11 protein-coding genes and 1 pseudogene are annotated in these 13,696 nt (G+C 68.8%); 11 read left to right on the top strand and 1 reads right to left on the bottom strand.

Features of this window, described 5'->3' with window-relative positions:
- The first annotated feature begins 3 nt into the window (after positions 1-3).
- The 3 genes from A8G08_RS00605 to A8G08_RS00615 all read left to right on the top strand — a co-directional run bounded on the left by A8G08_RS00605 (position 4) and on the right by A8G08_RS00615 (position 4,052).
- A complete protein-coding gene (locus A8G08_RS00605) occupies positions 4-1,632 on the top strand; it encodes an FAD-dependent oxidoreductase (protein WP_068268931.1) in 1,629 nt (542 codons plus the stop codon).
- Positions 1,633-1,776: 144 nt separating this feature from the next.
- Positions 1,777-3,300: a class I adenylate-forming enzyme family protein gene (locus A8G08_RS00610; protein WP_068268919.1), complete on the top strand. Its 1,524-nt coding sequence runs from the start codon at positions 1,777-1,779 to the stop codon at positions 3,298-3,300.
- Positions 3,301-3,308: 8 nt separating this feature from the next.
- Positions 3,309-4,052 carry an SDR family oxidoreductase gene (locus A8G08_RS00615; RefSeq protein WP_084435840.1) on the top strand — a complete coding sequence of 248 codons (744 nt, stop codon included), beginning with the start codon at positions 3,309-3,311 and terminating at the stop codon, positions 4,050-4,052.
- A 21-nt stretch (positions 4,053-4,073) separates the two neighbouring features.
- Here A8G08_RS00615 and A8G08_RS00620 read toward each other — a convergent pair.
- A pseudogene (locus tag A8G08_RS00620) lies at positions 4,074-4,889 on the bottom strand (glucose 1-dehydrogenase); the annotation flags it as partial.
- 127 nt (positions 4,890-5,016) lie between these two features.
- On the opposite strand from A8G08_RS00620, the gene A8G08_RS00625 reads away from it, so the two are divergent.
- The 8 genes from A8G08_RS00625 to A8G08_RS00660 form a co-directional block, all read left to right on the top strand.
- Positions 5,017-5,826 carry an enoyl-CoA hydratase/isomerase family protein gene (locus tag A8G08_RS00625; protein WP_068268933.1) on the top strand — a complete coding sequence of 270 codons (810 nt, stop codon included), beginning with the start codon at positions 5,017-5,019 and terminating at the stop codon, positions 5,824-5,826.
- Positions 5,827-5,870: 44 nt separating this feature from the next.
- Positions 5,871-6,908, top strand: a complete 1,038-nt coding sequence (locus tag A8G08_RS00630) for an LLM class F420-dependent oxidoreductase (RefSeq protein ID WP_068268934.1) — start codon at positions 5,871-5,873, stop codon at positions 6,906-6,908.
- Entirely contained in the window at positions 6,905-8,386 is a 1,482-nt protein-coding gene (locus A8G08_RS00635; protein ID WP_068268922.1) for an acetyl-CoA acetyltransferase, read from the top strand. The genes A8G08_RS00630 and A8G08_RS00635 overlap by 4 nt, the downstream gene beginning before the upstream one ends.
- Positions 8,387-8,513: 127 nt before the next feature.
- On the top strand, positions 8,514-8,828 hold the full coding sequence (locus A8G08_RS00640; RefSeq protein ID WP_068268924.1) for a hypothetical protein: 315 nt from the start codon (positions 8,514-8,516) through the stop codon (positions 8,826-8,828).
- Positions 8,825-9,271, top strand: coding sequence for a Zn-ribbon domain-containing OB-fold protein (locus A8G08_RS00645; protein ID WP_068268926.1), 447 nt, complete (start codon positions 8,825-8,827; stop codon positions 9,269-9,271). The genes A8G08_RS00640 and A8G08_RS00645 overlap by 4 nt, the downstream gene beginning before the upstream one ends.
- A complete protein-coding gene (locus A8G08_RS00650; RefSeq protein ID WP_068268936.1) occupies positions 9,268-10,452 on the top strand; it encodes a thiolase C-terminal domain-containing protein in 1,185 nt (394 codons plus the stop codon). The genes A8G08_RS00645 and A8G08_RS00650 overlap by 4 nt, the downstream gene beginning before the upstream one ends.
- 35 nt (positions 10,453-10,487) lie before the next feature.
- Positions 10,488-11,933 carry an aldehyde dehydrogenase gene (locus A8G08_RS00655; protein ID WP_157108340.1) on the top strand — a complete coding sequence of 482 codons (1,446 nt, stop codon included), beginning with the start codon at positions 10,488-10,490 and terminating at the stop codon, positions 11,931-11,933.
- Between the two features lie 34 nt (positions 11,934-11,967).
- Positions 11,968-13,696, top strand: a 1,729-nt coding sequence (locus A8G08_RS00660; RefSeq protein ID WP_068268929.1) for a CaiB/BaiF CoA-transferase family protein, incomplete at its 3' end; no start/stop codon positions are given.

Below are 13,696 nucleotides of genomic sequence, written 5' to 3' on the forward strand. Positions count from 1 at the left end.
CTGATGGCGTATGTGGTCACCCAGAACTGCTGCAACGACGCGACCTGCGTTGCGGTCTGCCCGGTCGACTGTATCCACCCGACTCCGGCCGAGCGGGAGTACCGGAGCACCGAGATGCTCTACATCGATCCGGGCTCCTGCATCGACTGCGGGGCTTGCGCCGATGTCTGCCCGGTGGATGCGATCGTGCCCGGTGACGCGCTGTCCAAGGGGCAGGGGCGCTACCGCGATCTCAATGCCGAGTACTTCCAACGGAATCCGCGTACCGTCGCGCCGGGCGCACACGTGCAGCCGCTCCCGCTCGCTCTGGCAACCCAGGGCGTGGCGGACCCGCCGGTGTTGCGGGTGGCGATCGTCGGATCGGGCCCGTCCGCCTTCTACGCCGCCGAGGAACTGCTGGCCCGCCGCGACATCGCCGCCGAAGTGACCATGTTCGAAAGACTGCCCGTCGCAGGCGGTCTCGTACGATTCGGCGTCGCACCCGACCACTGGCGCACCAAGACGGTGGACCGGGTGTTCGACCGCACCGCGCGCCGGGACGGCTTCTCGTTCCATCTCGGTGTCGAGGTGGGGCGGGACGTGACGATCGACGAGGTGCTGGCCCACCACCATGCGGTGATCCACGCGTCCGGGGCGGCGGGGGACCGGCGACTCGGCATCCCCGGCGAGGACCTGCCGGGCAGCCACGCAGCTCGGGAGTTCGTCGCCTGGTACAACGGCCACCCCGAGCACGCCGAACGCGCCTTCGACCTCACCGGTCCCCGCGCCGTTGTGATCGGCAACGGCAACGTCGCTCTCGACGTCGCCCGCATTCTCGTCTCCGACATGGAGACTCTGCGCCGCACCGATATTGCCGATCACGCCCTCGCTGCCTTGGCCGAGAGTCGGATCGAGGAAGTGGTCGTCCTCGGCCGCCGGGGACCCGAGCACGCGGCCTGCACCACGCCGGAACTGCTGGCACTCGGCTCGTTGGCGGGGATCGACGTTCTCGTCGACAGTCCGGTCGCGGCCGGTCCCGACGCACCCACCAAGCTGCAGATCCTCGCCGAATACGCACGCCGGAAGGCGACTCCGGGGAACAAGCGCATCGTGCTGCGCTTCGGGACCACCCCGCAGCAGATGACCGGTGACGGGCGAGCCGAAGCGCTGACGGTGACCGCCGCCGGCGCGGTGGACCGAATCGACTGTGGCCTTGTCCTGCGCGCGGTCGGCTACCGCGGACTGCCGATCGCCGGCTTGCCATTCGACGAGGCCGCCGGCACGGTGGCGAATATCGCTGGCCGCGTTGTCGATCCGGCCACCGGGCAGGCAGCGACGGGTCAGTATGTCGCTGGATGGATCAAGCGTGGCGCGACCGGGGTGATCGGCACCAACCGCTACTGCGCAGCCGAAACCGTCGAGGCATTGCTCGACGATCACCGCCAGGATCGGCTCGCCGCTCCGGTGGCGTCGCAGGCGGCCATGACCGAACTCGTTCGTAAACGTCGACCCGACGCGCTCGGTGGTACGGACTGGCGAGCGATCGACCGGTACGAGCGGGCGCAGGGCCGCGCGGTGGGCCGGCCCCGAATCAAGGTTGTCGATGCCGAGACCGCGGTCGCGGTTGCGTTCTCCAGTCGGCCGGCCGAGTGATCCGGGACCGGCACGGAACTTGTCAAACTAATCGAATGCCATTAGATTAATTTTTGTGACGCAGAGCACCCGTGTCGCCTCTCGCTGCACTGTCCTGCGTCGCGATCGGCGGCCCGACCGCGCTGGATATCAGGAAGGCAACCCATGAGCGGAACCGTGATCGACGCACTCGCCTACTGGGCGCGGACCGTCCCCGAGCAGCCGGCGATCGATTTCGCCGGTGACGTCGTGACCTACCGCGAACTCGACACCTGGGCCGACGGCGTCGCGCACGACCTCGCAGCCCGCGGCGTCACGACCGGGGACCGGGTCAGCTACCTCGGCGTCAATTCGCTCGAGTGGTGCGTCGCTGCGCTCGGCGCGATGAAAGTGGGCGCCATCTCGGCGCCGTTCAACCAGCGCATGCTCGCCGGTGAATTGACCGCCCTCGTCGATGACTGCGAGCCCACCGTCGTGTACTGCGACACGGCGTTGCGGTCGCGTCTGGATGAGGTGCACGCCGCGCGCGGCACCTTCGCGATCGCGGAGTTCGGGGAGGACGTGCGGCCCTTGCGCCGCGGCGCACACCCTCGTTACCGCACACCGGTGACGGAGCAATCCGAGCCCACCGCGATCGTGTTCACGAGTGGCACCACCGGCAAGCCGAAGGGCGTCGTGTTCACGCACGCCACCATCGCCGGCGAGATGCACGAATGGTCGCTGATGGAGCCGATCGAACCGAACGGCCTGCGCCCGTTGCTGGTGCTCCCACTGTTCACCGCGGCGGGGATCATCTGGGGCATCTCCCGGACCGTGCTGCAGGGCGGCACCCTGCTGCTGCAGCCGGGATTCGATCCCGAGGCCGCACTGCGGGTGATGATCGACAGCCGCGCCACCACGCTGACCGGACCGCCGATCCTGTTCGAGCAACTCTCGCGGGTACCGGGTTTCGAGGACGCCGACCTGAGTCACCTCACCACCGCGCACGTCGGTGGCGCCCGGGTGCCGTCGGCGCTCGTGGGCACCTGGCTCGCTCGCGGTGTGCAACTGCGACAGATATACGGGCAGACCGAGATCGGCGGCTCGGCCACCGCGATGCCCCGTGCGGAGGCCGCCGAACACCCGGACAAATGCGGGTTCGGCGGCATCTTCACCAAGATCCGGGTCGTCGATGTCGACGGGAACGACTGCGCCCCGGGCGATGTCGGGGAGATTCTGCTGCGTGGTCCGGGCATGATGCCGGGCTACTGGCGTAACGAGGAAGCGAACCGCGCCACGCTGATCGACGGCTGGCTGCACACCGGCGACCTCGGAAAGCTGGACGAGAACGGCTATCTCACGTTCGTGGATCGGCTCAAGGACATGATCATTTCCGGCGGACTGAACATCTCGCCGGCGGAGATCGAGCAGGTGATCAATCGAATGCCGGGCATCGAGGAAGTTGCGGTGATCAGCGTGCCCGACGAGAAGTTCGGGGAGACACCGGCCGCCATTGTGAAGAAGGTGGTGGGACTGACCGAGGCGGACGTCGTCGAGTATTGCGATCGCAACCTCGCCGACTACAAGGTTCCGCGCTACGTGGTGTTCGTCGATGGCGGGTTGCCCCGAATGGCGAGCGGAAAGATCGCGAAACGCGAACTGCGCGATACGTATTCGGATGTGCCGCAGACTCACCCGAAGGTGCGCTGACGGTGGCTATTGCCGGGCCACAGCGGGTGGCGGTGGTGACAGGCGGCGGACGCGGCATCGGTGCAGCGATCTGCCGGCGACTGGCGGCGGACGGATTCGCGGTCGCGGTCAATTACTCGTCCAGTGCAGCGAATGCGCAGGAGGTCGCGGACAAGATCGGCGCCGACGGTGGCCGAGCGGTCGCGATTCGGGCCGATGTGTCCGACGCGACGCAGGCCGAGCAGCTGATTGCGGCGGCGACGGCCGAACTCGGGGCGCCGACCGTGTTGGTGAACAACGCCGGCATGAACCTGGCCGGGGCGGTCCGCAAGCAGTCCCCGCAGGATTGGGACCGCGTGATCGGGGTGAACCTAAGCGGCGCCTTCTACTGCACGCATGCGGCGCTACCCGCGATGTACGAGAGTGGCTGGGGGCGAGTCATTTTCGTCAGCAGCCCGGCCGGCGGGCGACGGCCGTCCCCGGGTATGAGCGCATACGCCGCCGCGAAGGCGGGCCTGGTCGGGATGACCCGGTCACTCGCGCTCGAGGTGGCTCGGAGGGGCATCACCGTCAACACCGTGATGCCCGGTTTCGTGGAAACCGAGATCATCGCCTCCGGCGGCGAGAACGCAGTGGAAACCCTTGCCGCCCACTGGCCGCGCATTCCCGCCGAATCCGTCGCTGCCACCGTGTCGTTCCTCGCCGGTGAGGACGGGCGGCACGTGTCCGGCGAAGAGGTCGGCGTCTGGCTCGGTGGCCCGGTCGGCATCTGAGCGGTCCTCCTGCCCCGCCCAGGACGCCGCGTCGGCTTCGGCGCGGTAATTCCCGGGCCACGCCTTACCGAGCGTGAGACCGCCGTCGACGACAATGTTCTGCCCGGTCACGAAGGTCGCGTCGTCCGAAACCAAATACGCGATGGCGGCGGCGATGTCCTCGCCCTCGCCGGCGCGGGGGATCGGCTGAAACGTCGCAAGGCCTCGGCGCACGCTGTCGACGCTGGCGTCCAGGGCGTCCCCGTCGAGGCCGGCGCCGTGGCCGACGATGCGGGTCGCGACGCCGCCCGGCGTGACGGCGTTGACTCGGACGCCGAACTCCGCGAGTTCGTGTGCGGCACTGCGGGTCATTTGCAGCACGGCGGCCTTCGCAGCGCCGTATGGATGCGGTCCGAAGCCCGTGCGTACTCCGGCCACCGAGGACACGTTGATGACGGCGCCGAATCCTTGTTCGCGCATCACCCTGGCAGCGTGCTTGGTGCCGAGGAAGGCGCTGCGCGCCAGCACTGCGAACGAGGCGTCCCACTCGTCGGCGGTTGTGTCGGCGACGTAGGTCCATGCGCCGACGCGTCCGGCGTTGTTGACCATCGCGTCGATGCGCCCGAACCGATCGGTTGCCGTCTGGACGGCGGCGGCGATGTCATCTTCGCGGGTGACGTCCGTGTGCAGGTAGACCGCGTTCTCGCCGACGTCGGCCGCAACCGCCGCGCCGCGTTCGTCGTCGATGTCGGTGACCACAACCACGGCGCCGCGCCGGGCCAGCAGTGTGCAGGTTGCGGCGCCGATACCACTCGCTCCGCCGGTCACGACCGCCACTTTCCCGTGTAGATCCGTCATGATTCCGGTCCTCTCCGTGCTGCATTCGGCTCCGCGTCCTTGAGGTATTAACCTAAAGGCATTAGCTTGATAAGTCGACGGTCGATTGCGAACTCCGGCCGTGGCAACCATGCGAGGGAAGGCCCCGATGTCCGATCCGATCCTCACCGAGCGTCCCCGACCCGGCGTTCTGCTGATCCGCCTCAACCGCGCGGAAGCCCTGAACGCGATGAACGTCGAGCTCGTGGAAGCGCTGCACCAGGTGCTTGCCGTCGTCCGAAACGACTCCGAGACTCGCGCGATCGTGTTGACCGGGAACGGGCGCGCGTTCTGCGCGGGAATCGACCTGCGCGGATATGGCACTCCGCCCGGCGCCGCTGAGGGCGAGGGGCGGCCGCAGGCGGGTATGCGCGTGCAGCAGCACATCGCGTCACTCGTCGAGGCGTTCCGCGGCGCCAGGCCGCCGGTGATTGCCGCGATCAACGGCGCCGCCGCGGGCGGTGGGATGGCGCTGGCGCTGATGGCCGACGTGCGGATCATGGCGGACACCGCCGCACTGCACGCCTCGTTCATCAACCGCGGGCAGTCCAGCTGCGATATCGGTGTCAGCTGGCTGCTGCCCCGGATGATCGGATTCTCCAGGGCGGCAGAAATTCTCCTCACCGGACGCCCGGTCGACGCCACCGAGTGCGAGCGCGCCGGCATCGCCTCGTCGGTGCAACCGGTTGAGCGGCTGCTCGACGCGGCGCTCGACACCGCCGAGAACATCGCGCGCAACAGCCCGTTCGGCGTGTGGATGACCAAAGAGGTGATGTGGTCCAACCTCGAGGTCCCCAGCCTCCGTGCCGCGATCGACCTGGAGAACCGGACCCAGATCCTCGCCGCCATGACCAAGGACCACCGCGAAGCCGTGTACTCGTTCCTCGAGAAGCGCCCGCCCGTCTACCAGAACCACTGAAGGACACCAGCTGTGACGAGTCGAGGTAAGCGCGGGTGGAAACGATGAAGGTCGGCGTGATGGCCGGGTACTGGGGCTCGGGACCGCCGCGGCGAATGGAGCAGACCGTCGCCGAGGCCGAGGCGCACGGGGTCGACAGCTTCTGGACTGCGGAGTCCTACGGTTCCGACGCACTGACCCCGCTGGCCTGGTGGGGAGCGCGCACCTCGAAGATCACGCTCGGCACCTCGGTGTGCCAGATGTCGGCGCGCACGCCGACCGCGCTGGCCATGGCCGCGCAGACCATCGACCACCTCAGTGGTGGCCGGCTGATCCTCGGCATCGGCGCGTCCGGACCACAAGTCGTCGAAGGCTGGTATGGACAGCCCTATCCGCGCCCGCTCGAGCGCACCCGTGAGTACATTTCGATCATGCGGGCGGTGTGGGCCCGGGACGAGCCGGTGACCTTCGACGGGCGGCACTATCAGTTGCCGCACCAAGGTGGCACCGGGCTCGGCAAGCCGCTCACGTCGATCGTGCATCCGCTGCGGAGCGACATCCCCGTCTACCTCGGTGCCGAAGGGCCGAAGAACGTGGCACTCGCAGCCGAGATCGCGGACGGCTGGACGCCGCTGTGGTTCTCGCCCAAGACCGACGACTTCTACCGCGCCGCGCTCGCAGAGGGCTTCGGCCGCCAGGACGCGCGCCGTACCGCCGACGACTTCGAGATCGCCAACGTGTGCTGGCTCGTCGAGAACGACGACGTGGAACGGGCGGCGGCCCGGCTCAAGCCGGTGGTCGCGCTGTACGCGGGTGGCATGGGCGCCAAGGACGCGAACTTCCACAACGACGTCTTCGTCCGGATGGGCTGGGGCGACGCGTGTGCCGAGATCCAGGAGCTGTACCTGAGTGGTCGCGCGGACCTTGCCGCGCAAGCCGTCCCGACCGCGATGGTGGAGGACGTCGCGCTCGTCGGGCCCGCCGACAAGATCTGTGAGGACATCGTGAACCGTTGGAAGCCAACCTGTCTGAGCACCCTGATCTTCGGGGGCTGGCCCCGCCCCGAGTCCCGGGACCGGATCCTCGAGGCGGTCCGGTCATGACACTCGATCCGCGTACCCCCATCCTCATCGGCGGCGGGCAGATCAACAACCGCGACGGCGGCCGTGAACCGGTCGACCTGATCGCCGACGCCGCCCGCCGCGCCGCCGACGAGGCCGGCAGCACGAGGTTGCTCGAACTCGTCGACTCCGTCCGGATTGTGGGCCTGCTGTCCTGGAAATATCGCGACCCCGGCGCCCTCGTCGGTGAGCGGATCGGTGCCACACCGCAGCACACCGCCTACACCGGCAGTGGCGGCAGCACGCCGCAGGTCCTCGTCAACGCGGCGGCCGAGGACATCGCGGCCGGCCGATCCGACGTCGTGCTGATCGGTGGAGCCGAGTCGTGGCGAACGCGAATGAAGCTGCGCGCCCGGGGAATCCGTCCCGACTGGACGGTGCAGGACGAGTCGGTGCCGAAGGCGCCGCTGGTCGTCGCCGAGGTGCCGATGCGCTCGGACACCGAGATGCGCGCCGGCCTCGACCGACCCGCCTACCTCTATCCGCTCTTCGAGCAGGCACTTCGGGTCACCGCGGGCCGGACCATGGCCGAGCACCGGGACGCGATCGGAGCCCTGTGGTCGGGCTTCAGCAAGGTCGCGGCGACGAACCCGCACGCCTGGACGCAGCGCGAGTACACGGCGGCCGAGATCGTCACGCCATCCGAGGACAACCGGTGGATCGTGTCGCCGTACACCAAGTTGCTGAACTCGAACAACATGGTCGAGCAGGGCGCCGCGCTGCTGCTCTGTTCGGTCGAGGTCGCGACCCGGCTCGGAATTCCGCGCGAGAACTGGGTGTTCCCGCAGTCCGGTACCGAGGCGCACGACACCTACGACATCGCCGAGCGCAGCGCGCTGGACCGCTCGCCGGCCATCCGAATCGCCGGCGCGCGGGCGCTCGAACTGGCGGGCGTCGGTGTGGACGACGTCGCGTACGTGGACGTGTACTCGTGCTTTCCGTCCGCGGTCCAGGTCGCTGCGCGCGAGCTGGGACTCCCGCTCGACGATCCCGGCCGGCCGCTGACCCTCACCGGCGGACTCACCTTCGCCGGCGGCCCGTGGAACAACTACAGCACCCACGCCATCGCGACCTTGGCTACCCAATTGCGGGAATCGCCGGGCACCTACGGGCTGGTCACCGCGAACAGCGGCTACCTGACCAAGCACGCCTTCGGCGTGTACCGGACCGAGCCCCCGGCCGGCGGGTTCCGCCGCGAGGACGTGCAGGCGAGCGTCGACCGCGAACCAACCGTCCGTGCGTATCCGGCGTACGCGGGCCCGGCGACGGTCGAGTCGTGGGCCGTGCTGCACGACCGGGCCGGCGCCCCGGAGCGCGGATTCGTCGCCGCCCGGACCCCCGACGGTGGCCGCACGCTCGCGTCGACCACCGACGCCCCGGCGCTGGACCGACTCCTGACCGCCGACGTGGCGGGGGAGCCGGGCACGGTGGCCGAGAACGGCGGTTTCGGGTTCGTCTGAGTCGGTCCGCGTGACGCACCCGAAGGCGGCCATTTGACGGCCAATACCTAAAGGCATAAGGTAAATACCAAACCGGTGCGCGGCGCCGAGCCGGCGTCGTCGACGCCCGTGGATCAAGGAGAATCGAATGTCGGGAGAGGACTTTCGTGCGCTGTACGAGCGCCACGTGGGTTACGTCGTGTCCGGGAACATGAAGGCGGCCATTGCCGACATGGTGCAGGCGAACCTGCCCACCGTGTTCGACGGGATCTCGGTACCCCGTGGCGCGGTGAACGGCTTCGAGATCAAGGACGTACGAAGCGAGGGCGACCGGCAGATCGGCGAGACCGTCTACGACACCCCCGAAGGCGTGATCGGTCTGCGCTCGATCTGGGAACTCCACGATGGTCAGTGGAAGGCTGCGGTGCTGGAGAACTTCCCGGTGCCGGGAGCGCCCGCATGAGCACCGAAACGCCCACGATGCGTGAATTCCCCTGGGGCCCAGCCGCAGACGGTCTCGATCAGCCCTATTGGGACGGCATGCTCGCCGGTGAGCTGCGGCTGCAACGCTGCGGAAACTGCCGCGTGTGGATCTGGGGTCCGCAGTGGATCTGCGGACAGTGCCACACCTTCGACCCCGAATGGGAGGCGGTCGAGGCTGTGGGCACCGTCTACAGCTGGGCTCGCAGCCATTACCCGTTCATCACCGAACTTGCCGACCGGGCGCCCTACGTCACCGTACTGGTCGAACTTCCCGGCGCAGGGAACCGCAGGGTCCTCGGGATTCTCACCGGCGACGACACCAACGTCCGGATCGGGGACCCGGTAGTCGGGCACATCGAACTCGACGAGGGCGCGACATGGCCGCTGCTGCGGTGGCGGCGAAGCGAAGGAGCACACGCATGAGCCGGATCACGCTGCGCGGGACCACAGCGGTCGTCGGAGTTTCCGAGCTGCACTACAAGCGCGGTGAGGCGCCGCACGGCGAGCTGCGGATGACCCTCGAGGCGATCGTCGCGGCCTGCGTCGACGCAGGTATCTCCCCGCGTGAACTCGATGGTTTCGTCTCCTACGCGGGCGGCGGGCACGACGGCGCGATCATCGGCGGCGCCCTCGGCGTCGACGACGTGCGCTGGTCGAACATGATGTGGGGCGGGGGCGGGGGATCCGTCGCAGCGGCCATCAACAATGCCGCGGTCGCCATCGCGGCAGGCCAGGCCGAGTGCGTCGTCGTCTATCGCTCGATGGCGCAGGAAGACACCGGGCGTCTCGGATACGCGAAGTACTTCTACGGTCCGCACTACCTCGCGCACGGTATCGGCTCGCCCGCGCAGGTGTGCGCCATGCGCACGCAGCGGTTGCTGGAGCACGACGGCGTGCCACGCGAGGCGATGCGGGCACTGGTCCTCGCTGCGTACCGGCACGCGCAGCACAACCCGACTGCCGCCGGATACGGCAAGCCCCTCGACGAGGCGACCTACGACGGGTCCCGCATGATCACCGAGCCGTTCCACCTGTTCGACTGCTCCCGGGAGAACGACGGGGCCGTGGCGCTGGTGCTGGTCTCGGCCGAGCGCGCGAAGAGCATCCGTCCCGACGCCGCCTACCTGCTGGCCGGCGCGCAGGGCGCGCCCGGCGGCTACTCGTCGATCATCGACAACGACGACCTGTACACCAGCGCCGGATTCGCCGGGCGACCCGGACGCCCCGGTGTGGCCGAGCGGCTCTGGGCCGCAGCAGGTCTCGGACCCGACGACGTGGACGTCGTGCAGGTCTACGAGAACTTCAGTGGTCCGGCCGTCGCCGCCCTGATCGACCACGGGCTCGCTCCCACCGGCCCCGCCGCCGGCGGGGTCCTGACCGTCGACAACCTGACGGCGGGCATCGGCAAACTGCCGGTCAACACCAGCGGCGGCAATATCGCCGACTCGTTTGTCAACGGCATGGGCCTGGCGGTCGAGGCCGTGCGGCAGATCCGTGGCACCTCGACGAATCCCGTTGCGGGAGCTAGAACGTCGCTGTTCATCGGCGGCCCGATGGCACCGGTCGTCAGCTCGACGTTGTTCGGGCACGAAGACACCCTCTGACCGCTTTCGCCCTGCCCCAACCGATGAGGATCGACATGGACACCACCCTGGACCGCCGCACCCTTTTCATCGACGGCGAGTGGGCTGCCCCGACGAGCGACTCCACCTACGACGTGATCGAGGCCGCGACCGAGAAGGTGCTCGGCACCTCCGCGCTTGCGGAGAACGCCGACGTCGACGCCGCGGTCGCCGCCGCGCGCCGGGCCCTGACGTCGTGGCGCGGACTTGGTGCCGCCGAGCGTGCCGACCACCTCGACCGCTTAGCGGCGGCGCTGAAGGCGCGCGCCAAGCAGACCGCCGTGCTGACCAGCCGTGAGAACGGCATGCCCGTTGCCCTGTCGGTCGGGGTCAACGGGTACGCACCGGCCATGATGCTGAAGTACTACGCCGATCTGGTCCGCCAGCAGCAGACGGACGACGTGCGCCCGAGCGCTCTCGGGGGGCGCACCGTGGTGCGCCGGGAGCCGGTCGGCGTCGTCGCAGCGATCACCCCGTGGAACTACCCGCAGTCGCTCGCCGCGATGAAGATCGCTCCGGCGCTCGCCGCCGGGTGCACCGTTGTGCTCAAGCCCGCGCCCGAGACCGCGCTTGACGCCTTCGTCTTCGCGGACGCGGCGATCGAGGCGGGTCTGCCGCCGGGCGTGCTCAATGTCGTGCCCGCAGGCCGCGAGGTCAGCGCGTACCTCGTTGAGCACCCGGGCATCGACAAGGTGGCCTTCACCGGATCGACTCCGGCGGGCCGGGCCATCGGCGCGGCCTGCGGACGGCTCCTCCGACCGGCGACCCTCGAACTGGGCGGGAAGTCTGCCGCGATCGTCGCGGCAGACGCCGACCTGGACGTGTTCGCCGCAAACCTGCTCGAGGTCTCGCTGGTGAACAACGGCCAGACGTGCCACGCCAGCACAAGGATCCTCGCGCCGCGCAGCCGGTACAGCGAGGTCGTGGCCGCGGTGACCGAGACGGTGCGCGCCCTGCAGATCGGTGATCCGCTCGACAAGGCGACCCAGATCGGTCCGCTGGTCAGTGCGGCGCAACGCGATCGGGTTCTCGGCTACATCGCTTCCGGCCGCTCCGAGGGGTATCGCGTCACCGCCGGTGGCGGCACACCGGCCGACCGGTCCGTTGGCTGGTTCGTCGCGCCGACGGTCTTCGAGGGCGTGGACAACGCCGCGCGGATCGCGCAGGAGGAGATCTTCGGTCCGGTCCTGACCATCACCCCCTACGGCGACGAGGACGAGGCGATCGCGATCGCCAACGACTCCGAGTACGGACTCGGGGGCACCGTGTGGACGACGGACGAGGAGCGCGGCCTGGCCATCGCCGACCGGATCCACAGCGGCACCGTCGGCGTGAACCACTACCTGCTCGACTTCGCGGCCCCGTTCGGCGGCGTCAAGGCATCCGGACTCGGCCGGGAACTGGGTCCAGAGGGCCTCGCCCCGTACTACAACGCGAAGTCCGTCTACTTCGGGACCCGCTGAACCACAGGCAATCAAGAATCGAACGGAGCCTTCGATGACTCTTCCGCTGAACGGTGTCCGCGTTCTGGACCTCACCGACGGTCTGGGCGAATCCTGTGGCCGCTATCTCGCGGACCTCGGCGCCGAGGTGATTCGCATCGAGCTACCCGATGGATCACGTTCGCGAGCAGCAGAACCCGTCATCAACGGCGTCAGCGTGCCGTTCGCGTTGCGCAATGCGAACAAGCTCGGCATCACACTCGACCTCGAGACCGACGCGGGGCGAGATGCCCTACGTGACCTGGCCGCGAACGCAGACATTCTGATCGAGTCGCTCCGCCCCGGATGGCTCGCCGCTCGTGGCATCGGACCGATCGAGATCCGAAGCAGTGCCCCCGAACTCGTGTGGATGTCCGTGAGCGGATTCGGCCAGACCGGACCCTACCGGGACTGGGTTGCGACAGAGCAGGTGCTGTACGGACTGTCAGGCGTGCTGTCACGTTCCGGCGCACCCGGTGCTGCGCCGCTCCTGCCGCCGACCGGCCTGGTCGAAGAGACCGTCGGTGCGCACGCAGCGTGGGCCGCGCTGCTGGCGTACCACCGCCGGCTCGTCAGCGGGCGCGGCGAGACGATCGACCTGTCCGCATTCGAGGCGATCGTGCACGGCTTCGACCCCGGCTTCGGCACGCAGGGATCCGCGGCGGCCGGGCGCTCGGAAGACTTCCCACGCGGCCGACCGAACGCGGCGAACTTCTACCCGGTTTTTCCGTGCAAGGACGGTCACGTCCGAATCTGCCTGCTTGCCAGGCGGCAATGGCGCGGCATGTTCGAATGGCTTGGCGAGCCGGAAGAATTCGCCGATCCTAGGTACGACACCATTCCCGCGCGATTCGCCGCAGCGGACACCCTGCACCCCCTGATCGAGGAACTGTTCGCCGCGCATACTCAGGCCGACTTGGTGGCCGAGGGCGCGCGGCGCGGTGTCCCGGTCGGCGGTGTGCACACCCTTGCCGAGGTGCTCGGTGCCGAGCACTTCACGGTGTCCGGATCACTGGTGGACGCGGAGATAGCGCCAGGACTACGTGCGCGCGTGCCTGCGGGCTACGTCACCGTGGCCGACGAGCGCGCCGGGATCCGCACGCGGGCACCGCAACTCGGCGAACACAACGATGTGGCGTTCGGGCCGCGTGGCGGCACAAAGGTCCGCTCGGATGAATGGTCGGATGCACCGCTGGCCGGGCTGCGGGTTCTCGACCTCGGGGTAATCGTGTTCGGCGCCGAATTGAGCCGCCAGTTCGCGGACTACGGCGCCGATGTGATCAAGATCGAGAACGCAAACTTCCCGGACGGACTGCGCCAGTCCAAACGCGGTGCAGCGCTGGCCGCGTCCGTCGCCTGGGGACATCGCAACAAGCGCAGCCTCGGCCTGGATCTGCGCAGCCCGGAGGGCGTCGACATCTTCCGCCGCCTGGTCGCCGACGCCGACGTCGTGCTGGCAAACTTCAAGCCGGGAACTCTCGCGTCGATGGGACTCTCGTACGAGAGCCTCGCGCAGATCAATCCGCGGATCGTGGTCTCGGAATCCAGTTCGTTCGGCAGCACCGGTCCGTGGAGCTCCCGCCTCGGCTACGGACCACTGGTTCGGGCGTCGTGTGGGGTGTCGGCGTGGTGGCGGTATCCGGACGACGAGGAACTGCTCTGCGACGGACAGACCGTATACCCCGACCATATCGCCGCCCACGTCGCCGCGATCGCGGTCCTCGCCGCTCTCATCGACCGGCGTC

This window comes from Aldersonia kunmingensis (assembly GCF_001646865.1).
Taxonomy (GTDB): Bacteria; Actinomycetota; Actinomycetes; order Mycobacteriales; family Mycobacteriaceae; genus Aldersonia; species Aldersonia kunmingensis.